The 17,796-nt window shown below is 65.3% G+C and carries 13 protein-coding genes; 6 read left to right on the top strand and 7 right to left on the bottom strand.

Annotation, left to right across the window (positions count from 1 at the left end; genetic code table 11):
- Nucleotides 1–26 precede the first annotated feature (26 nt).
- From BLW56_RS07060 to BLW56_RS07050, 4 genes are read right to left on the bottom strand one after another with little or no spacing between them, the layout of a single operon-like run.
- Nucleotides 27–1,814: a DUF885 domain-containing protein gene (locus BLW56_RS07060; protein ID WP_256203336.1), complete on the bottom strand. Its 1,788-nt coding sequence runs from the start codon at nucleotides 1,812–1,814 to the stop codon at nucleotides 27–29.
- Nucleotides 1,815–1,837: 23 nt separating this feature from the next.
- Nucleotides 1,838–3,586 carry a DUF885 domain-containing protein gene (locus BLW56_RS07055; RefSeq protein ID WP_177175868.1) on the bottom strand — a complete coding sequence of 583 codons (1,749 nt, stop codon included), beginning with the start codon at nucleotides 3,584–3,586 and terminating at the stop codon, nucleotides 1,838–1,840.
- 19 nt (nucleotides 3,587–3,605) lie between these two features.
- On the bottom strand, nucleotides 3,606–3,755 hold the full coding sequence (locus tag BLW56_RS20610; RefSeq protein WP_177175867.1) for a hypothetical protein: 150 nt from the start codon (nucleotides 3,753–3,755) through the stop codon (nucleotides 3,606–3,608).
- Between the two features lie 37 nt (nucleotides 3,756–3,792).
- Entirely contained in the window at nucleotides 3,793–6,180 is a 2,388-nt protein-coding gene (locus tag BLW56_RS07050; RefSeq protein ID WP_218140496.1) for a glycoside hydrolase family 127 protein, read from the bottom strand.
- Between the two features lie 106 nt (nucleotides 6,181–6,286).
- On the opposite strand from BLW56_RS07050, the gene BLW56_RS07045 reads away from it, so the two are divergent.
- Nucleotides 6,287–7,303: an Ldh family oxidoreductase gene (locus tag BLW56_RS07045; protein WP_093510838.1), complete on the top strand. Its 1,017-nt coding sequence runs from the start codon at nucleotides 6,287–6,289 to the stop codon at nucleotides 7,301–7,303.
- On the opposite strand, the gene BLW56_RS07040 is transcribed toward BLW56_RS07045, so the two are convergent.
- Nucleotides 7,300–8,502, bottom strand: a complete 1,203-nt coding sequence (locus BLW56_RS07040) for a M24 family metallopeptidase (RefSeq protein ID WP_093509862.1) — start codon at nucleotides 8,500–8,502, stop codon at nucleotides 7,300–7,302. The two genes, BLW56_RS07045 and BLW56_RS07040, sit on opposite strands and share 4 nt — an antisense overlap.
- Nucleotide 8,503: 1 nt before the next feature.
- Nucleotides 8,504–9,778 (bottom strand): NAD(P)/FAD-dependent oxidoreductase, encoded by a 1,275-nt coding sequence (locus BLW56_RS07035; RefSeq protein WP_093509861.1) that lies wholly within the window; start codon nucleotides 9,776–9,778, stop codon nucleotides 8,504–8,506.
- 48 nt (nucleotides 9,779–9,826) lie between these two features.
- Between BLW56_RS07035 and BLW56_RS07030 the strand changes: the two genes are divergently transcribed.
- The 5 genes from BLW56_RS07030 to BLW56_RS07010 all read left to right on the top strand — a co-directional run bounded on the left by BLW56_RS07030 (nucleotide 9,827) and on the right by BLW56_RS07010 (nucleotide 15,900).
- Nucleotides 9,827–10,741, top strand: a complete 915-nt coding sequence (locus BLW56_RS07030; protein WP_093509860.1) for a dihydrodipicolinate synthase family protein — start codon at nucleotides 9,827–9,829, stop codon at nucleotides 10,739–10,741.
- 16 nt (nucleotides 10,742–10,757) lie between these two features.
- Entirely contained in the window at nucleotides 10,758–11,756 is a 999-nt protein-coding gene (locus BLW56_RS07025) for a 4-hydroxyproline epimerase (protein WP_093509859.1), read from the top strand.
- 7 nt (nucleotides 11,757–11,763) lie between these two features.
- Entirely contained in the window at nucleotides 11,764–12,411 is a 648-nt protein-coding gene (locus tag BLW56_RS07020) for a GntR family transcriptional regulator (protein WP_093509858.1), read from the top strand.
- 43 nt (nucleotides 12,412–12,454) lie between these two features.
- Nucleotides 12,455–13,888 (top strand): amino acid permease, encoded by a 1,434-nt coding sequence (locus tag BLW56_RS07015; protein WP_093509857.1) that lies wholly within the window; start codon nucleotides 12,455–12,457, stop codon nucleotides 13,886–13,888.
- A gap of 170 nt (nucleotides 13,889–14,058) precedes the next feature.
- Nucleotides 14,059–15,900 carry a gamma-glutamyltransferase family protein gene (locus BLW56_RS07010; RefSeq protein WP_093509856.1) on the top strand — a complete coding sequence of 614 codons (1,842 nt, stop codon included), beginning with the start codon at nucleotides 14,059–14,061 and terminating at the stop codon, nucleotides 15,898–15,900.
- 80 nt (nucleotides 15,901–15,980) lie between these two features.
- On the opposite strand, the gene BLW56_RS07005 is transcribed toward BLW56_RS07010, so the two are convergent.
- Complete coding sequence (locus BLW56_RS07005; RefSeq protein WP_093509855.1) at nucleotides 15,981–17,771, bottom strand: DUF885 domain-containing protein; 1,791 nt, start codon at nucleotides 17,769–17,771, stop codon at nucleotides 15,981–15,983.
- Nucleotides 17,772–17,796: the final 25 nt, after the last annotated feature.

Genomic DNA, 17,796 nt, shown 5'->3' with positions numbered 1-17,796 from the left:
CTCTCCTGAGAATTGTCTGGGGAAGATCAGGGCGCGACGGCGTTCGGTCCTTCGCCGCCGTCGGCGATGAATTTTTGAAGCTGCTGTTCGAGCACCGGAAGCGGCACCGACCCCAAAGCGAGGAAAGTGTCGTGGAATTTGCGTTGGTCGAATTTCGGCCCGAGCTTTGCCTCGGCGTCGGCGCGCAGCCGCCGGATCGTGATCTCGCCCAGCTTGTACGCGAGCGCCTGTCCCGGCCAGCTGATATAGCGGTCGATCTCGGTCTCGACATCGTGCTGCGCCAGCGCGGTGTGGCTCGCGAGATAGTCGATCGCCTTCTCGCGGCTCCAGCCATAATGGTGGATGCCGGTGTCGACGACGAGCCGCGAGGCGCGCCACATTTCGAAGGAAAGCCGCCCGAAATCCTCATATGGCGTGCGATAGATGCCCATCTTGGTGCCGAGCCATTCGGTGTAGAGACCCCAACCCTCGCCATAGCCCGAGAAATAGGTCTGTCGGCGGAAGGCCGGCCATTTCGTCGTTTCGAGCGCAACCGCGGCCTGGAAGCTGTGGCCGGGGACGCATTCGTGAAGCGTCAGCGCGGGGATCTGGTACAGCGGGCGTGACGGCAGGTCATAGGTGTTCATCAGGCATGCATCGAGTCCGCCGCGTCCCGCCGTATAGGTCGGCGCGATCGCATCGGGCACCGGCAGGATCGTGAAGCGGTAGCGTGGCAGGAAGCCGATCGTATATTTGAGCTGACCGTCGGCGCGCTTCGCGACGAGCGCCGAGAAGGCGAGCAGTTCCTCGGGCGTCTTCGCGTAAAATTGCGGGTCGGTACGCAGGAAGTGGATGAAGGCGGCGAGGTCGCCCTTGAACCCGGCCTTCTCCTTCACCTGCTCCATCTCGGCGGTGATCCGCGCGACTTCCTTGAGGCCGATCTGGTGGATCTCCTCGGCGGTCAGCGCGGTCGTCGTATATTCGCGGATCTGCGCCTGATAGAAAGCCTTGCCGTCGGGCATCGCTTCGGCGGCCAATGTCGTCCGTGCCTTTGGCAGATATTCGTTTTTGAAGAAGGTCAGCAGTTTCGCATAGGCGGGCGCGACCGTCTCCGAAATCACTTGCCGGGCTTCGGCGCGCAGCCGTTCCTGGTCGGCTGCGGGGATCGTCGAGGGCATTTTGGCGAAGACGCTGTAGAAGGGATTTTTCGCCGGGTCGGTATCGACATAGGCGGCGATCGTCGCGTCGCGCCCTTCGAGCGAGGCGCGCGGGACGCTGAAGCCACGCTTCAACCCGACGCGCATATTGACGGTCTGCTCGTCGAAATAGCGCGGGATGTCGCGCATGCGGCCGATGTAGCGTTCATATTCGGCGGTCGAGGGCAAGCTGTCGCGTGCGCTCAGTCCCGACCAGAACTGGCTGTCGGCGTTGAACGGCATCTCCCACATCCGGTATTTGCCCTCGGCGACGAACGCCTCGAGGCTGGTGCGGAAGACCGCGGCGTTGATCTTTTCATTCTCCGACAATTGGTCGGCCGGAATCGCGTCGAGCGCGTCGAGCGTCTTTTTCCAATAGGCCTGCCGCGCCGCCTGCGTCGCCGCATCGACACGCGGCAGATGGTCGGCCGACGCGGTGAAGGGTGGGTCGCCGACGCGGCGTGCGAACTCCTTCTGCCGCCACGCCCATTCCTCTTCGTAAAGCGCCTTCAGCCGGGCGTCCGCGCTGCCCGGCGTGGCCGCCGCGACCGAAGGGGCGGTCGCGGCGGGCGCCTGTGCCGCAGCGGGCGCAAGCGGCAGGAGAGCGAAGGTCGAAAGCAGTATGGTGCGGGTGAGCAAATCTTGTCTCCTCATCGGGAAATTCAGGCCGCTGGCTCGGGATTGGGATTTTTGCCCCCGCCCGCGATCCATTCGTCCAATACACGTTCGAGCGTCGGCAGCGGCACCGACCCCAGCCCGAGCAAAGTGTCGTGGAACCAGCGCTGGTCGAAATTGGCACCGAGCTTCGCTTCGGCCTCGGCGCGCTTGCGGCGGATCAGCATTTCGCCAAGCTTGTAGGCAAGTGCCTGCCCCGGATCGTTGATGTAGCGGTCGACCTCGATCGTGACCTCATGATCCGACAATGCGGTGTGCGCCTTCATGAAATCGAGCGCCTGCTGGCGTGTCCAGCCCTTGTGGTGCAGCCCGGTGTCGACGACGAGCCGCGCGGCGCGCCACATCTCGTATGTCTCGCGCCCGAACTCGTCATAAGGCGTCTCATAAATGCCCATCTGGATGCCGAGCCACTCGGTATAGAGCCCCCAGCCTTCGCCATAGCCCGAGAAATAGGTGGTGCGGCGAATCTGCGGCCGGTCGGGCGCCTCGAGCGCGAGCGCGGCCTGAAAGCTGTGCCCCGGCGCGCATTCGTGCGCGGTGAGCGGCGGGATCGTATAGAGCGGCCGTGCCGACAGATTATAGGTGTTCATCAGGCAGCTTTCGAGCCCGCCGTTGCCGCCGGTCGCGAAGGGCGCGATATTGTCGGGAGTCTGCCGGATCGTGAAACGATAGCGCGGCAAATGGCCGACGAGGAATTTGAGCTGGCCGTTAATCTTGTTCGCGACATAGGCCGATTTCGCCATCAGTTCGTAAGGCGTCTTCGCGGTAAACTGGGGGTCGGTCTTGAGGAAATGGAGGAAGCCGGGGAAATCGCCCGTCCATCCCGATTTCTTCATCGTCGCCTGCATGTCGGCGTCGATCCGCGCCACCTCCTTGACCCCGATTTCGTGGATCTGCTCGGGCGTCAGGTCGAGCGTCGTATATTGGCGGATCTTTGCGGCATAATAGGCCTTCCCGTCGGGCAGCGCCTCGCCCGCGATCGGGACGCGCGCGTTCGGAATATATTCGTCGCGGACAAAGGCGCGCAATTTGGCGAAGGCGGGCGCGGCGGCGGCGACCGCGGCACGGCCCTCGGCGACGAGAGCCGTGCGTTCGCCTTCGGGGATGTTGCCGGGGATCGCCGCGAAGGTGACGAAGAGCGGGTTCTTGTCGATATTGGAATCAGCCAGCGGCGCGATCGGCGCGTCGCGGCCCGCGAGCGAGACGCGCGGTTTGGTAAAGCCGCGCTTGAGGCCCGCGCGCATGTTGACGATCTGCTCGTCGACATAGCGCGGCATGTCGCCCAGCCGCTTGATATAGTTGCGATAGGCCTGTGCCCCCGACAGTCCGCCACGCGGTGCGATCCACGTCCAGAAACCGAAGGGATCCTCATATTCGCGATATTTTTGTTCGAGCGCGAATTCCTCAAGCGCGGTCTTGAACACCTCGGCGTTGATCCGCTCTTCGGGCGACAACTGGTCGAAGGGGATCTTGTTCAGTTCCGTCAGCGCGTTGTTCCAATAGGCGGCACGGCGCGCCTGGCTCGCGGCATCGACATTCGGCAGGCGGTCGCTACCCTCGCGTTCACCGTCGGGATCGAGCGCAAGTTCTTGCGTACGCCATTGCCATTCGGCGTCATAGAGCGCCTTCAGCCGCGCGTCGGCCGATTGTGCGACCGATTGCGGAGCTTGCGCGAATGCGGGTGCGGACAGCGCGATGGCCGAGACGGCCAGCAGCGCGGGAGCGAGATATCGCATCGAAATTCCTCTCTGTTGATCAGTAGCCGGCGGCGAGGCCGGCGCGGCGGGGGTCGGCGACGCCGGTCAGGCTGCCGTCGGGATTGCGCTCGATCGACCCGAAGTGCGAATTACGGGGCGCGGGCCACACCGGACCCGGCTTGACCAGCAATCGATAGCGTCTGTCCATCTTGCGACCCCCTTTTTCCCTACCGGATATGCGTGCGTCAGACCGCCCCTTTGGTTGTTTCGGCGGCCGAAGCGGGCGTGAAGATGCGGACGCCGAAGACGGGGCCGCAGCGTGTCGTGTCGTTGGCCGGCTGGAAGCGGACCAGAACGCTGTCCTTGCCGCGGGTCAGTTCGGCAGGGATCGGATAATCGATCTCGAAGAATTCGCCAGGATGGCCGCCATCGAGCGCTTGCGTCGCGATTTTCGTCCCGTCGATGAGGATGTCGAACAGCTTGTTCCGTTCCTCGCCCCAATAGGTCGCCTGCAGTATCAGCGGCCCCGGGCGCACCTTCGCCCGATATTCGAAAAAGCCGAAGGTCCGCGCGTCGCGCCCGTGGCGCCCGCGATAGGTGACGGCATAGCTGTTCTTGGCGGTCAGCGCATGATCGCGCTCGGGCTGCATCTCGCCGAGGTTCATGACATCGACCGAGCGCCGCGCGAGATCCTGCTGCCGCGCATGTTCGGCGGCGAAGGCGACCTGCTCGCTCGCCCAACCGGCATCGTCGAAGCTCTTGAAATAGACCGCGGTACGGCGACCGCGCTGCTGGAAGAAGGGGGCGAAGGCGAGATCGGCGGGCCGAGCGATGCCGGTAGTACGGAACTTGCCAGCCGCCGCGTCGACGGCTGTGAAGCCCGCAAGCAGGTCCGCCGCGACGAGCGCCGGGGCGGGACCGTCGAACGGCTGGTCGGCGGAGCCAAGGTCGGCTGCGAGTACGACCGGGCCATGAAGCAGTGCAACGGTCGACGCGTCGTCGTTCGCGCTTTCGGTGCGCAGCCGCATCGGCAGCGTCAGCGCGATCCGGTCGCCCTTCGCCCAGCGGCGGCGGATTACCGCATAATCGCCGGGTGCTCCGGCGGGCACCGGCTTGCCGTTCACCGTCAGCGCCGCAGCTTCGCACCAGCCGGGGATGCGCAGCGCCACCGCAAAGTCGCGCGGACGGTCCAGCGTCTCCAGCGTGAGATCGATGCGGTCGCCGAACGGATAGGCAGTTTCCATACGGAACGCAGCGCCTTGCTCAGCCCAGTCCGCGGTCGAGGCGATGTAGAGATTGACCAGCAAGGTGTCGCCGCTCTGCCACCACGCCGAATCGCCATGCTTGGCGTGGCTCTCCATCCCCGATCCGACGCAGCACCAGAAATCGTCGAATGGTTCTGAAAATTTGCGCGCCGACCCCGACATCAGCGGCACCATATAGGCGAACATGCCCGTCGTCGGATCCTGATGCGCGAGGATATGGTTGGTGTGCGCGCGCTCATAATAGTCGAACAGCCGCGCTTCGGGCCGCCAGCCATACAGGTGGCGGGTGAGCTTGAGCATATTATAGCTGTTGCAGCTCTCGCACGTCTGCTCGGTGATATGTTTCGAGATCGTCCGCGGTGCCGGGAAATATTCGCGGTCGGCGTTGCCGCCGATGACATAGGTGTAGTCGCGGACCACCGTTTCCCAGAAGAAACGCGCGGCATCGGCGTCGCCTTTCCTGCCCGTAAGTTCGTGCAGGCGGGCAAGTCCGATGATCTTGGGGATTTGCGTATTGGCATGGATCCACGGCAGCGAATCCTTGCCCTCGGTCAGCGGATCGAGAATCTTGCGATGACGCAGCCGTTCGGCGAGGCGCAGCCAGCGTGGGTCTTTCGTCCGCGCATGGAGTTCGGCAAAGCTTTCGTTGATCCCGCCATGCTCGCAATCGAGTATCTGCTGGACCTGTTCGTCGTTCAGCGCGGCGAACACATCGTCGATATAGAGGCCAAGCCCGACCGCGACGGGCAGCGCCTTCGCATTGCCGCACAGCGCATCGGCATCGAACAGCCCCGCGAACAATTTGTGCCAGTTGTAGAAGGGCACCCAGCATCCGTTGAGGTCGAAGCCCATCGAGCGGATGTCGCCGCGCTTCAGCTCGGCGAACAGCAGCTTGCCGTCCTCGACGATATTGCCGCGCTTGCGCGTGAAGCCCGCGACATAGCCATCGCCATGCGCCACCTGCGCTTCGGCGAGTTCGCTCACGATATAATCGACGCGGCGCTTGCACTCGGCGTCGCCCGTCTGGGCGTACATCAGCGACAGGCCGGTCAGATAATGACCGAGGCTATGCCCGGCGATCGTATCGCTTTCCCATCCGCCATAGACCGCGCCCTTGGGAGCGAGCCCCGCGCTGGTCCGGAAATTATGGAGCAGCCGGTCGGGTTCGAGCGCATGGAGATAGCGGCGATTGCCCTCGACGGCGTCGCCCCAGGGTGAATCGAGCAGACGCACCGCCGACAGCGGCAGCGGCTTTGCGGGGCCGAAAGCCGTCGGTGCGACCGGCGCGGCGCGCGCAAAAACAGGGGCAAGCGCCAGCGACGCGGCGCCCGCAAGCAAGGTACGGCGATCGACGTGCCATATTCGCATCATGCTCCCCTGAGTCTTCGCCCGCCTTGGCAGCAGCATATTATATAGTATACGAAATATGCAAGCGGCTATGATCGCCCGTGGAACATTTGATGAAAGAAGAATGATGAGCGACGAAAAAGTCCGACTTTCGCTGGACGAAGTGACCGCGCTGTCGCGCGATATCCTGACGCATCATGGCCTCTCGGCGCGCCATGTCGAGGCTGTAACGGCAACGATCGTCGCCGGTGAACGCGACGAATGCGCAAGTCACGGTATCTATCGCCTGCTCGTGTGCGTGAACACACTCCGGACCGGCAAGGTGGTCAAGGATGCCGTGCCCGTTGTGCACGATGTCGCGCGCGCGCTTGTCCGCGTCGATGCCGCCGGTGGGTTCGCCCAGGCCGCGTTTCACGAAGGCCTGCCCCTGCTCGTCGAAAAGGCGCGGCAGAATGGCATTGCCGCACTCGGGATCAACCATTGCGTCCATTTCGCCGCCCTGTGGCCCGAGGTGGAGGCGGTCGCGGCGGCCGGACTCGTTGCCTTTGCCTGCACCCCCAGCCATGCCTGGGTCGCGCCCGCGGGCGGGATCAAGCCGCTGTTCGGTACCAATCCGGTCGCCTTCGGCTGGCCGCGCCCGGGCGACTATCCCTATGTGTTTGATTTCGCGACGAGCGCGGTCGCGCGCGGCGAGATCGAACTGCATCGCCGCGCGGGCAAGCCGATCCCCGAGGGCTGGGGTGTGGATGCCGAGGGACGCCCGACGACCGATGCGAAGGCCGCGCTCGACGGCGCGATGCTGACGTTCGGCGGGCACAAGGGTTCGGCGCTCGCGACGATGGTCGAACTGATCGCGGGCCCGCTGATCGGCGACCTGACCAGCGCCGAATCGATTGCGCTCGACGATGGTGCCGGCTCGTCGCCGATCGGCGGCGAATTCATCCTTGCGATCGATCCGGCGGGCTTTCTGGGAGCCGAGGCGGCGCGACATATCGAGCGTGCCGAGCAGATATTCGACGCGATCACGGGTCAGGGCGCGCGGCTGCCGTCGCAGCGACGCTTCGAAGCGCGTGCGCGCAGTCTTGCGAACGGCGTGGAGGTGCCGCGGCAACTCTATGAAGATGTGCGGGCGCTATTGGGCTAACCGAACGGCCGGTCGATCGCGGGCGACGGTTCGGTGAACCAGCGCGGACCGCTCTCGGTCATGTAGAAATGATCTTCCAGCCGGACGCCGAAGCGGTCGGGGATGACGATCATCGGCTCGTTCGAAAAACACATGCCGGGCGCGAGCGGCGTCGTGTCGCCGCGCACCAGATAGGCGGGCTCGTGGATCGACAGGCCAATGCCGTGACCGGTGCGGTGCGGCAGGCCGGGCAGGCGATAGTCGGGACCGAGCCCCGCCTTTTCGAGCACGGCGCGCGCTGCGGCATCGACCTCTTCGCACGGCCGACCGGGGCGTGCGGCGTCGAAGGCGGCCGCCTGTGCCTCCTTTTCCAGCGCCCAGATGTGCCGCTGCTCGTCATTCGCGTCGCCGAAGACATAGGTACGCGTGATGTCGGAGTTATACCCTTCGATGACGCAGCCGACGTCGATCAGCACGACGTCGCCTTCCTGCAATTGCGCATCGCCGGGAAGCCCGTGCGGGAAGGCGGTCGAGCGGCCGAACTGGACGATACAGAAGCTGTTGCCGCCGGGCGCGCCGATCGCGCGGTGCGCCTCGTCCAGAAACCGCGTGACCTCGCTCGCGCGGATGCCGGGGGCGAGGATGCGCGCGGCGCGACGGTGCACTTCGAGTGTCATCGACTTCGCCTGCTGGAGCAGCGCGAGTTCGGTCGCCGATTTATACATCCGGCACCCGTCGACGATCGGCCCGCCTTCGACGATGTCGAGCGTCGGCCCGGCGCGGCGGATGCGGTCGACGAACAGAAACGCCATCGCGGGGTCGATCGCGAGCGTCGCCGCGCCGATCTCGCGCAGGGCGCCGACGACCAGTTCGGACGGACTCTCATCCTCCTCCCACAAGCGGAACTCGACCTCGACCTTCAGGTCAGCCTCCAGCGTGCCGAGTTCGAACGCGGGCGCGATCACGATCGGCTTGCCCTTGGCGGGCAGAAGCATCGCGACGAGCCGCTCGCTCGCGCCCCAGGGAATACCCGCAAAATAGCGCAGGCTTGCGCCCGCCCCGACCAGCAGCGCGTCGGCGCCGTTTTCGCGCATCAGCCGCCGTGCCTTTTCGATGCGCGCCTCGCGCTCGGTGGCGGTGATCGGCGCGGCGCGGTCGGCCCATGGGGTGATGGCGGCAAGTTCCTGTGCGGCGGTCGATCCGCCGATTCCGCTGGTCATGTCAGGCTCCAAAACGTTTGAGATCGAAGGGGGCAAGGTCGAAAGGCGGTGCATCGCCTGCGACGAGCGCGGCGACGGCGTCGCCCGTCGTCGCGGCGAGTGTCAGGCCGAGATGCTGGTGCCCGAAGGCATAGAAGAGGTTGGCCGCGCGGTCACTCCGCCCGATCGCCGGCAGATAGTCGGGCAAAGTCGGCCGCGCGCCCATCCATTCGGCTCCGGGCAGAGCGAAGGGCAGGCCGAGCGCTGCGACGTGGCCGCGCAGCCGCCCCCATTTGCGCGGATCGGCGGCGCTCGCGGCGCGGCCGAATTCGACGAAGCTTGCCGCGCGCAGGCCCGACCGGAAGCGGGTGACGATCATCGATCGGTTCTCGAACACCACCGGCGGCATGCCGATCGGCCAGTCGGTGTCGGCCGACTGGATATGGTAGCCGCGCTCGGCGATGATCGGCACCTTGTGACCGACCGGCTCAAGCAGCGCGCCCGACGCCACGCCGCCTGCAACGACCATCGCGTCGGCGGTATGGCGCGTACCATCGGCGATGATCGCGACCGCGCGGCCGTCCTCGATCGCCAGACGGTCGACCTTCGCATCGATTCGCGTGCCCCCTGCAGCGTCGAAACCCGCGCGCAGCGCCGCGCCCAACGCATCAAGGTCGGCGATCTGTCCCGACCCTGCGATATGCACGGCGCCGGCAACCGGCGCCGATGTCAGTGCGGCGAGCCTTTCGAGCTCCTCAGCGGTCGCATCGCGCATCGATGCTTGACCGATATCGGCCGCGGCCCAGTGCGCCCGCCCCTTCGCCGCGCTCGCGGCGCTTTCCCACGCGATATAATGACCGTCCTCGATCAGCAGCTCGGCGGCGCCGATTCGGCCGAGCAGGCGGCGCCAGGCCCCCATCGCATCGCCAAGCGCACTGCCCAGTGCCGCGCAGCCGCGTTCGAAACGCACCGGGCGCGTCGCGGTGATCAACCGCAGCGAGAAAGGCAGCCATGCGCCGATATCGCGCCATGGCAGTGACAGCGCGCCGCCGCGCCAGAACAGGCGGCGCGGCATCGAACGGATCGTCGCGCGCGACGCGAGCGGTTCGATCTGTTCGATGGCGATATGGCCCGCATTGCCCCATGATGCCGCCGGGGACGGTGGGGACGAATCGATCAACGTAACTGCAATACCGTGCGTTTGCAGCGTGATAGCGGTGGCGAGGCCGACAACGCCGCCGCCGATGACGACGGCATTTTGCGGATCGGACGGGCGGGATGGAAAATCATTTGGCATCTTGTATCATATACCGTATACGATCTGAAGCTTCAACGGAGGTAATGAATGAGCGTGATAAGGACACTGTGGGAAGGCGTATATCCCGCAGCTACCACTCAATTCGCCGAAGATCTCTCGGTCGATTATGATGCAACCCAGGGTGTGCAGAGCGCGCTCGTCGATGACGGCGTCACCGGGCTCATCATCCTCGGCACTTGCGGCGAGAATAATTCGCTCGAACCCGACGAAAAGCGCAACGTGCTGAAGGGGGCGGTCGAGGCTGTCGCCGGCCGTGTGCCGGTCGTCGCGGGCGTGTCCGAATTCACCACCGCGCGCGCGATCCAATATGCGAAGGACGCCGAAAAACTGGGCGCCGACGCGATCATGCTGCTTCCCGCGATGGTCTATGTGCCGACCCGCGAAGAGTTGCAGGCCCATTTCCGCGCGGTGGCCGAGGCGACCGCGCTGCCGATCATGCTCTATAACAATCCCCCGGCGTACCGCGTCGATGTCGACTTCGCGACGCTCGAGGCGCTGCGCGATGTGCCGAATATCGTCGCGATCAAGGAAAGCGCGCCCGATCCGCGCCGCTTCACCGACGTCTTCAATCGCTTCGGCGATCGCTATACGGTGATGGCGGGGCTCGACGATGTCGCGCTCGAGGGCCTGTTCCTCGGCGCCAGCGGCTGGGTCTCGGGCCTGACGAGCGCCTTCCCGACCGAATCGGTCCGCTTGGTCGAGGCGTTCAACGAAGGCAAATATGACGAGGCGCTGGCGATATATCGCTGGTTCATGCCGCTCCTCCATCTCGATGCCGACCATGATCTTGTCCAGTCGATCAAGCTGGCCGAAGAGATTATGGGTCGCGGTTCCGAACGCGTGCGCCTGCCGCGCCTGCCGCTCGCCGGCCAGCGCCGCAAGGATGTGATCGCGATGGTGGAGAAATGCGCGGCGACCCAGCCGAGCAAGATCGCGGCATAGCAGCCGGGGGAAATCCATGCGCCACACCTTCTTCTGCATCGACGGCCACACCGCCGGCAATCCGGTCCGGCTGGTGGCCGGTGGTGCGCCGCTCCTCCGCGGAGGGTCGATGGGCGAGCGGCGCCAGGATTTCCTCGACCGCTTCGACTGGATTCGCACCAGCCTCTGTTTCGAACCGCGCGGGCACGACATGATGTCGGGCGGCTTCCTGTATCCGCCGACGCAGCCCGACAGCGACATCGGCATATTGTTCATCGAAACCAGCGGTTGCCTGCCGATGTGCGGTCATGGGACGATCGGCCTCGTCACCTTCGGGCTTGAAAACGGGCTGATCACCCCGCGCGTGCCCGGACGGCTGCGCGTCGAGGTTCCCGCAGGGGTCATCGACATCGAATATGGCACCGAGGGCGAGCGGGTGGCGTGGGTGCGGATTCGCAACGTGCCCTCTTACCTCGCTGCCGAGGGCGTCGAAATCGACGTACCCGGTTTCGGCCGGCTCAAGGTCGATGTCGCCTATGGCGGCAATTATTACGCGATCGTCGAACCGCAGGGCCCCTATATCGGCCTCGATGCGCTCGGCGCGTCGCGGATCGTCGAATTGAGCCGCACCGTCCGCTCGCTGATGCAGAAGGTTTACGAACCGGTGCATCCGGTCGATGACCGCATTCGCGGGGTCAGCCATGTGATGTGGACCGACCGTCCCAAAGGCGAAGGCGCCGACGGCCGCAACGCGGTCTTTTATGGCGAACGCGCGATCGACCGCAGCCCTTGCGGCACCGGCACATCGGCGCGGATGGCGCAGCTCGTCGCCAAGGGACGGCTGCAGGTCGGCGACCGCTTCGTCCACGAAAGCTATATCGGCAGCCGCTTCATCGGGCGCGTCGAGGATGCGGCGACGCTCGGCGGCACCCCCGCCATCATCCCGTCGATCGAAGGGTCGGCGATCGCGACCGGATTCAACACGATCTGGGTCGATCACGCAGACAGCTTCTGGAATGGATTTTCGGTGCTATGAGGCGTGAATGAGCCTCATCATCCGAAACCTCTCCGACCAGCTGGTGGACCTTGTCCGCGACCGTATCCTTTCGGGTGCCGTTTCCAGCGACCATGCCATCCGCCAGGACGCGCTCGCCGCCGAACTCGGGGTCAGCAAGATCCCGCTGCGCGAGGCGCTGGCGCGTCTCGAAGAAGAGGGGCTCGTCCGCTCGCAGGCGAACCGCGGCTTCTTCGTCCGGCCTTTGAGCGCCGAAGAGGCGAGAGAGGTCTATGAACTGCGCATCAAACTGGAGCCCGAGGCGACCGCGCTTGCCGCGCTCCGCGCGACCGAGGCCGATCACACCCACGCGATCGAAACGCTCGAAACGCTCGACCATGTCACCGATGAGCATGGCGACGGCGTCGGCGCGTTCAACCGCGCGTTCCACCGCGCGCTGTTCCGTCCGTGCGGCCAGCCGATCACCGTCAGCATTCTGGAACGGCTGCAGGTGCTCTCCGAACGCTATGTGCGCGTCCATCTCGAGCCCCTGGGGCGCGATGAACGCGCGAACGACGAACATCATCAGCTGCTCGAGGCCTGGCTCGCCCGCGATGCCGGCAAGATCACGAAGCTCGTCGATGCGCATATCCGCAAGACGCTGGACGATCTCAGGCAGCAGCTCGTCGACGATTGACAGGGGGCCGGCTGCCGTCGGCTCCGATATATGGGAGGATTAGGTGGCAGCAGGTTTTTTCGGGCCGATAAAGCCCATCGCGGTTTCGCAGCAGGAGGCGGGGCATAGTCTGCGCGCCACGCTCAGCTGGCCACACCTTGTGGCGCTCGGGGTGGGCGCGATCGTCGGGACCGGCATCTATACGCTGACCGGCGTCGGCGCCGAGCGCGCGGGTCCGGCGGTGATCCTCGCCTTTGCGATCGCCGGTGCGGTTTGCGCCTGCGCGGCGCTCGCCTATGCCGAACTCGCGACGATGATCCCGACCTCGGGCAGCGCATACACCTATACCTATTCGGTGCTCGGCGAGGCGCTGGCGTGGATCGTCGGATGGAGCCTGATCCTCGAATATTCGCTTGCCTGTTCGACCGTCGCGGTCGGCTGGTCGGGCTATCTGGTCGGCTGGATCCAGTCGGCGGGCATCCATTTGCCGCCCGCCCTTTTATCCGGTCCGCACGCGGGTGGGATCGTCAATCTGCCCGCGGTGCTCGTCGCACTGGGCGTCGCGGGCATGCTCATGGCCGGGACACGCGAAAGCGCGACGCTCAACATCATCCTTGTCGTGATCAAGCTCGTCGCGCTGTCGATCTTCGTCGCCTTTGCAGCGCCCGCCTTCAACGCCGACAATCTTCAGCCCTTCATGCCTTATGGCTTTGCGAGCCATGTCGATGCGAGCGGCGCGACCAAGGGGGTTATGGCCGCCGCCGCCATCGTCTTCTTCGCTTTCTATGGCTTCGATGCCGTCGCGACCTCGGCCGAGGAAACGAAGAATCCCAAGCGCGACCTGACGATCGGCATCATCGGGTCGATGGCGATCTGCACGCTGATATATATGCTCGTCGCGGTCAGCGCGGTCGGTGCGATGCACTATACGACGCTCGGCAATTCGCCCGAGCCGCTCGCGCTGGTGCTCCGCACGCTAGGCCATCCGGTCGCCTCGCACCTCGTCGCGCTTGCGGCGCTCATCGCGCTGCCGTCGGTGATCCTCGTGATGATGTACGGGCAAAGCCGCGTCTTCTTCGTGATGAGCCGCGACGGCCTCTTGCCGCGCTCGCTCAGCCGCGTATCGGCGCGTACCGGCACGCCGGTATTCGTCACCGGGGTGACCGGCGTCTTCGTCGCGGCCGTCGCCGGCTTCTTCCGCCTCGACGAGATCGCCGAACTGGCGAATGCGGGCACATTGATCGCCTTTATCGCGGTCGGCGTCTGCCTGATGGTGCTGCGCAAGCGCGCCCCCGACCTGCCGCGCGTCTTCCGTTGCCCGGCGCCCTATCTGGTCGGCACGCTCGCGGTGCTTGGCTGCCTCTATCTGCTGTTCAGCCTGCCGAGCATGACATTGGTCCGCTTCCTCGGCTGGAACATCCTCGGCGTCCTCGTCTATCTCGCCTATGGCCGCGCGCGCAGCCTCGCACGGCGCGATCAGGCGGTCGTGGGGATCTGACCCCAAGGACGGATACCGCCGTCCAGCCGCAGAATCGAAGGGCTATGAGGCAGCGATGCTTCATAGCCCTTTCGCTGTCCGGCCCTCCGCCCGGCGATCCTGTATCAAATCCGGTCTTGCTATCGCGCCGGCATCCCGCAGAATGATTTTTTTCCAGAGGATTTGAACCCATGCACCGTCGCACACTTCTCGCTGCCGTTCCGGCCGCCGCCCTGCTGCCGACCGCCGGCTTCGCGCAGGGCGGCCAGCCCAAGGCCGCTCCCAAGGCGAGCGGGTCGGCGCCGCCTTTGTGGGAGGCGGGCGAGGACCGGTTCGTCCGGCCCGACGTTCAGGGCGGCGACCGGCCGGTCGGTGCAAGCTTTGCCTCGCGTACCGCTGCCTATGGCCTGCACGGCGCGGCGGGCACCGCGCATCCGCTCGCGACACAGGCGGGGATCGACATCTTGAAGCGCGGCGGCTCGGCGGTCGACGCGGCGATCGCGATCAACGCGTGCCTCGGCCTGCTCGAACCGACCGCGAACGGCATCGGCGGTGACGTCTATGCGATGATCTGGGATCCGAAGACCAAGAAGCTCGCGGGGCTGGCGGGATCGGGGAAAAGCCCGCGCGGGCTCGATCTGGCGACGGTGCGGTCGCGTGCCAAGGGTGGCACCTTGCCTGCCTATGGCGCGATCAGCGTGTCGGTGCCGGGCGCGGTCGACGGCTGGTGGACGATGCACCAGCGTTACGGGAAATTGCCGTGGAAGGAGTTGTTCGAGCCTGTCATCGCGCATGCCGAGGCGGGCGCGCCGGTGCCCGACTTGATCGCTTATTATATCCGCCGCGCGCTCGCCAATTTCCGCCAGCCCGGCCGCGGGATCGAGGAAATCGACAATGCGATGCGGACCTATGGCGTCAATGACGGCAAGGGGCCGAATGCGGGGCAGATATTCCGCAACCCCGATCTCGCGCGCACCTTCCGCCTGATTGCCGAGGGCGGACGCGACGCATTTTATGAAGGTGAGATCGCGCGAACGATCGACAGCTATTTCAAGCGGATCGGCGGCTGGCTGCGGTACGAGGATCTCGCGGCGCACAAGTCCGAATGGATCGAACCGCACAAGACCGGCTATCGCGGCACCGATGTCTATGCGCTCGGCGCGAATACGCAGGGCATCGCGACCTTGCAGATGCTCAATATCCTCGAGAATTTCGACCTCAAGGGCGCAGGCTTCCAGTCGGCGCTGTCGATCCACCTGCAGGCCGAGGCGAAGCGCCTCGCCTATGAGGATCGCGCGCGCTATTACGCCGATCCGCATTTCGCCAAGGTGCCGGTCGAATGGCTGATCTCGAAGGATTATGCCGCCGAGGGCGCGAAGCTGATCCGTCCCGACCGACTGATGTCGCCGGTTTATCCGGGGAAGGCGCCGAGCCGCGGCGACACCACCTATTTCAGCTGCGCCGACAAGGACGGCATGATGGTGTCGATGATCCAGTCGAACTTCCGCGGCATGGGATCGGGGCTGGTCGCCGATGGCCTCGGCTTCATGTTCCAGGATCGCGGGCAATTGTTCAGCCTTCAGGACGGCCATCCCAATATCTACGCGCCGGGCAAGCGGCCGTTTCAGACGATCATCCCGGGCTTCGCCGCGCACGGCGACGTACCGTGGATGAGCTTCGGCGTGATGGGTGGCGACATGCAGCCGCAGGGTCAGGCGCAGATCATCATCAACCGCGTCGATTACGGGCTGGAGATTCAGGCCGCGGGCGACTCGCCGCGCTGGCACCATGAGGGATCGTCCGAAACCATGGGCGAGGATTCGCCCGACGACGGCGTCAACGGCGTGCTGCGGCTCGAGAGTGGCGTGCCCGCGGCAACGCAGCGGCAACTCGCCGATATCGGCTGGACGTTGGGCGAATCCGACGGCGGTTTCGGGCGCTATCAGTGCGTCGAGCATCGCATGGACGGCAAGACGCGCGTCTATGCCGCGGCGAGCGAGATGCGCGCCGATGGCTGCGCCCTTGCCTATTGATGTAAAAACCCGCCGGGCGTTGAAACAAAGAGGGCGGCCGCATCGCTGCGGCCGCCCCAGTGTCAGGATGACGAAGTTCGCTATGGCGCGCTGGCGACCTCGGGCAGCGCGGGGTTGAAGCCCGGGGGGTTGACCCCGCCGTCGGCGATGAACTGGTCGAGCCGCGCTTCGAGTACGGGCAGCGGCACCGATCCCAACGCAAGGATCGCGTCGTGGAAATGGCGCTGGTCGAACTTGTCGCCCAGCGCCGCTTCGGCCTCGGCGCGCTTGCGGCGGATCAGCATCTCGCCGAGCTTGTAGGCGAGCGCCTGTCCGGGCCATGCGATATAGCGGTCGATCTCGGTCGTGATCTCATGTTCGGACAACGCGGTATGATCGCGTAAATATTGCTGCGCCTGCTCGCGGCTCCAGCCATAATGATGAATGCCGGTATCGATGACGAGCCGCGTCGCGCGCCACATTTCATAGGAGAGGCGCCCGAAATCCTCATAAGGCGTCTCGTACATGCCAAGCTTGCTGCCCATCCATTCCCAATAGAGCGCCCAGCCCTCGCCATAGCCCGAAAAACCGGTGCCGCGGCGGAACGCCGGGCGGCGCGTCGCTTCCTGCGCTACCGCCGACTGGAAACTGTGCCCCGGATTGCATTCGTGGATGGTGAGCGCGGTCAGCGTGTAGAGCGGCCGCGACGGCAGGTCATAGGTGTTCATCATGCAGCTTTCGAGCCCGCCGCGCCCGCCGGTGTAAATCGGCGCCAGCGCCGGCGGCACCGGCAGGATCGCAAAGCGCCGCCGCGGCAGGAAGCCGATCGTCTCGGGCAGCTTGGCATCCATCCGCTTCGCCACATAGGATGATTTGGCAAGCAGCTCGTAAGGCGTCTTGGGATAGAATTGCGGATCGGTGCGCAGGAATTTCAGAAACGCCGGCATATCGCCCTTGAATCCGGTGCTCGCCTTGACCTGCTCCATTTCGGCCTTGATCCGCGCGACTTCCTTCAATCCCATCTGGTGGATCTGTTCGGGGGTGAGGTCGAGCGTCGTGAAGCCCTTGATCTGCGCCTGGTAAAAGGCCTTGCCGTCGGGTTGCTTTTCCCCCGCCAGCGTCGTGCGCGCCCGCTTCATATAATCGTCGCGGATGAAGGCATAGAGCTTGGCATAGGCGGGCGCGACCGTCTCGCGGATCACCTTTTCGCCCTCGGCGCGCAGCGCGGCCTGTTCGGCCGCCGGGATCGTCGGGGGCATTTCCTTGAACGCGTCGTAAAAGCTGTTGGTCTGGTCGGCTGGCAGGTACGGCTCGATCGTCACGTCGCGGCCCTGCACCGCGATTTTCGGCACGGTGAAGCCGCGCGCGAGGCCGGCGCGCATATTCGCGGTCTGCTCGTCGAAAAAGCGCGGGATGTCGCGCATCCGGGCGATATAATTGCGATAGGCCTGCGCGGTCGCGAAGCCGCCGCTGCGCGGGTTGAGCCCCGACCAGAAAAAGGTGTCGGCGTTGAACGGCGCCTCATAGGTCTTGTATTTGATGTCGTTCGCCATCGTTTCGATCGACTGGCGGAACACCGCGGCGTTGACCTTCTCTTCGGGCGAAAGCTGGTCGACCGGGATGGCGTCGAGTTCGGCGAGCGCCTTGGTCCAGTAATCGAGCCGCGCCTTCTGCGTCGCGGCGTCGACCTTGGGCAGATGTGTCGGGCCATCGCCGTCGCCGCCGCGTCCGCTGCGCAGGCCCTGCTGCTGGCGCCAGTCCCATTCGCGCTCGTACAGCGCCTTCAACCGCGCATCCGCGCTGCCCGGCGCAGGGGTCTGTGCGATCGCCGCCTGCGCAGTGAAGGCCGCCAGTGCCAGCGCGATCGTCCGCGCCACCGAAACTCCGTTCATCATCGTCTCCCTTTGTCCGTCCGGT

It is taken from the genome of Sphingopyxis sp. YR583 (assembly GCF_900108295.1).
Classification (GTDB): Bacteria; Pseudomonadota; Alphaproteobacteria; order Sphingomonadales; family Sphingomonadaceae; genus Sphingopyxis.
The sequence above is the reverse complement of the archived record's forward strand: the minus strand, read 5'-3'. Positions and strand labels throughout refer to the sequence as shown.